Below are 2,448 nucleotides of genomic sequence, written 5' to 3'. Positions count from 1 at the left end.
CCATGAAGTGCACGCCGCACTGGACGATGATGCCTGCCTCCACCCGCGTCGCCTCGATGGCCAATTGCAGGCTGTCGCCCACCACGTCGGCGATGCCGTGATAGATGTCGGGCGTCATGTAGTTATGCGCCAGCACCACCGCGCCGCGTTCGGCCTTGAGCCGGTTGATCGCCGCCACATAGGGCGCGGCGATCGCCCAGTCGGGAAAGGGCATCACCCGGTCCATGCGCGCATGGATCGCGCTCATCTCTCGTGCCAGTTCGACCGAGGGGGTCAGGTCGTAATGGGCCGCCAGTTCGGCGCGGATGGTCGTCACGTCCAGCAAGCGCGGTGTCCTCCTCCGGCAGCATCCGGGGCCTTGCGGGCCGCGCGGGATGATCGCTGGCGGTTGTCCTAGCGCGCCATTGACGCTACGGCAACCATGATAGGACTGTGCCGTGGGCGATCGCGAGAGAGACATGCAGATTGGCCGCGACAGGCAGGCGATGCGCGATTGCGTCGGCGGATGGCGACAGGCGGGCGCGCCCGTCGCGCTTGTTCCGACCATGGGCGCCCTGCACGACGGCCATATGTCGCTCCTGTCCCATGCCCGCGCCTGGCTGGATGCCCGGGGTGGCGGGCGCGTGGTCACCTCGATCTTCGTGAACCCGACGCAGTTCGGACCGAACGAGGACCTGGCGAGCTACCCGCGCGACGAGGAAGCCGACCTGGCGATGCTGCGCGACGCGGGCTGTGATGCCGTGTTCCTGCCGTCCGTCGGCGACATCTGGCGTCCCGGCGCGCAAATCGTGGTCGAGGTGACGGCTCTCTCGCGGACGCTGATGGGCCGGCTGCGTCTGGGTCATTTCCGGGGCGTCGCGACGGTGGTGACGAAGCTCTTCAACATCGTCGGGCCGGATGCCGCGACCTTTGGCGAAAAGGATTACCAGCAGCTTGCCGTGGTCCGGCAGATGGTTGCGGACCTGGATGTACCCGTCGAGATCCTGCCCGTTCCCACCGTGCGTGAAGCCGACGGCCTTGCCATGTCGTCCCGCAACCGCCGCCTGTCGCCAGCAGAGCGCGCCGCTGCCCCGGTGCTGAGCCGCGCCCTGGATCGGGCCGGGCAGATGGTGGCCGAGGGCGCGGGCCTCTCCGCCATCCGCGCCGAGCTGCGCCGCATCATCGGGGCCGAGCCGCTGGCCCATGTCCGCTCCATCGACATCCGCGATGCCGCCGACCTGTCGCGCATCGCCAAGATCCGGCGTCCGGTGGTGGTCCTGCTGACCGTCAGCTTTGGCGACGTGCTGCTGATAGACCAGCGTGTTGCCGACCCGAAAGGCCTTGGCTATGTCCGTTGAAACCCGCTCCACACGCATCACCGCCCCCGAGATCGCCGCGCGCAAGGGGACAACCCCTATCGTCGCGCTGACCGCCTATACCGCGCCTCTCGCCGCGATGGTGGATGCCCATGCCGACCTGATCCTGGTCGGCGACAGCCTGGGCATGGTGATCCACGGCCTGCCCTCGACGGTCGGCGTGACGGTGGAGATGATGATCCTGCACGGCTAGGCCGTGGTCCGGGGCAGCCGCCGCGCCATGGTGGTCGTGGACATGCCCTTCGGCAGCTACGAGGAAAGTCCGGGGCAGGCCTTCCGCAATGCCGCCCGGATCATGGCCGAGACCGGCGCGGGCGCGGTCAAGCTGGAGGGCGGCAGCCGCATGGCACCAACGATCCGCTTTTTGACCGACCGCGGCATTCCGGTCATGGGCCATGTCGGCCTGCTGCCGCAGGCGACGAACACGCTGGGAGGCTTTAGAACACAGGGCCGCGATCCGGAAAGCTGGGCGCGTCACGTCCAGGATGCCGCCGACGTGGCCGCAGCCGGCGCCTTCGCCATCGTGGTGGAGGGTGTGGTGGAACCGCTTGCGATCCGCATGACCGACGCCGTGGCCGTGCCGACGGTTGGCATCTGCGCATCGTGCCGATGCGACGGGCAGATCCTGGTCCTCGACGACATGCTGGGCCTGTCCGCCCGCGTGCCGCGCTTCGTGCGGCGGTTCGCGGACCTCGGCGTGCAGGCCGACCGGGCCATCTCCGACTATGCGGCGGCCGTCCGCGAGCGGTCCTTCCCGGATGAGGCAAACGTTTATCGGTGAGGGCCGGGCAAGTCGATCCGCGCGGGAGCTTCTTCGACCGTCAGCACCCGGTCTTCGGACCGCCTAAATGGCACTGCGTCCGCATGGGCGTGAAAGCGCAGGTGCTCCGGGGCGACCCCAACGCAGAGACATGCCTTGGCAAGGCACTCAAGCGACAGCCACCAGGAGGGTCCATCCCGCCCGGAAGGCTTCAAGACGCTGCTACCCGGCTACGGTTCCTGTCCGCTGAGAACGGCGGTGAGAAATTAGGCCACGGAAGCGGCGGCATGGAGCTGCTGCGGGCGGCGTAAAAGTCGTCCACCCTTTCCCTTT

2 protein-coding genes and 1 pseudogene are annotated in these 2,448 nt (G+C 68.2%); 2 read left to right on the top strand and 1 reads right to left on the bottom strand.

What is annotated here, in order from left to right; translation table 11 throughout:
• On the bottom strand, positions 1-325 hold a 325-nt coding region (gene nadA / locus J0F76_RS20480), incomplete at its 3' end, for a quinolinate synthase NadA (protein WP_207472304.1).
• A gap of 112 nt (positions 326-437) precedes the next feature.
• On the opposite strand from nadA, the gene panC reads away from it, so the two are divergent.
• Together panC and panB are read left to right on the top strand one after the other, a co-directional pair.
• Positions 438-1,337: a pantoate--beta-alanine ligase gene (panC, locus tag J0F76_RS20475; RefSeq protein ID WP_341351633.1), complete on the top strand. Its 900-nt coding sequence runs from the start codon at positions 438-440 to the stop codon at positions 1,335-1,337.
• Positions 1,327-2,136, top strand: a pseudogene (panB, locus tag J0F76_RS20470) (3-methyl-2-oxobutanoate hydroxymethyltransferase). Before panC ends, panB begins: the two are co-directional and overlap by 11 nt.
• Positions 2,137-2,448: the final 312 nt, after the last annotated feature.

It is taken from the genome of Paracoccus fontiphilus, from assembly GCF_017356265.1.
Taxonomy (GTDB): domain Bacteria; phylum Pseudomonadota; class Alphaproteobacteria; order Rhodobacterales; family Rhodobacteraceae; genus Paracoccus; species Paracoccus fontiphilus.
The sequence above is the reverse complement of the archived record's forward strand: the minus strand, read 5'-3'. Positions and strand labels throughout refer to the sequence as shown.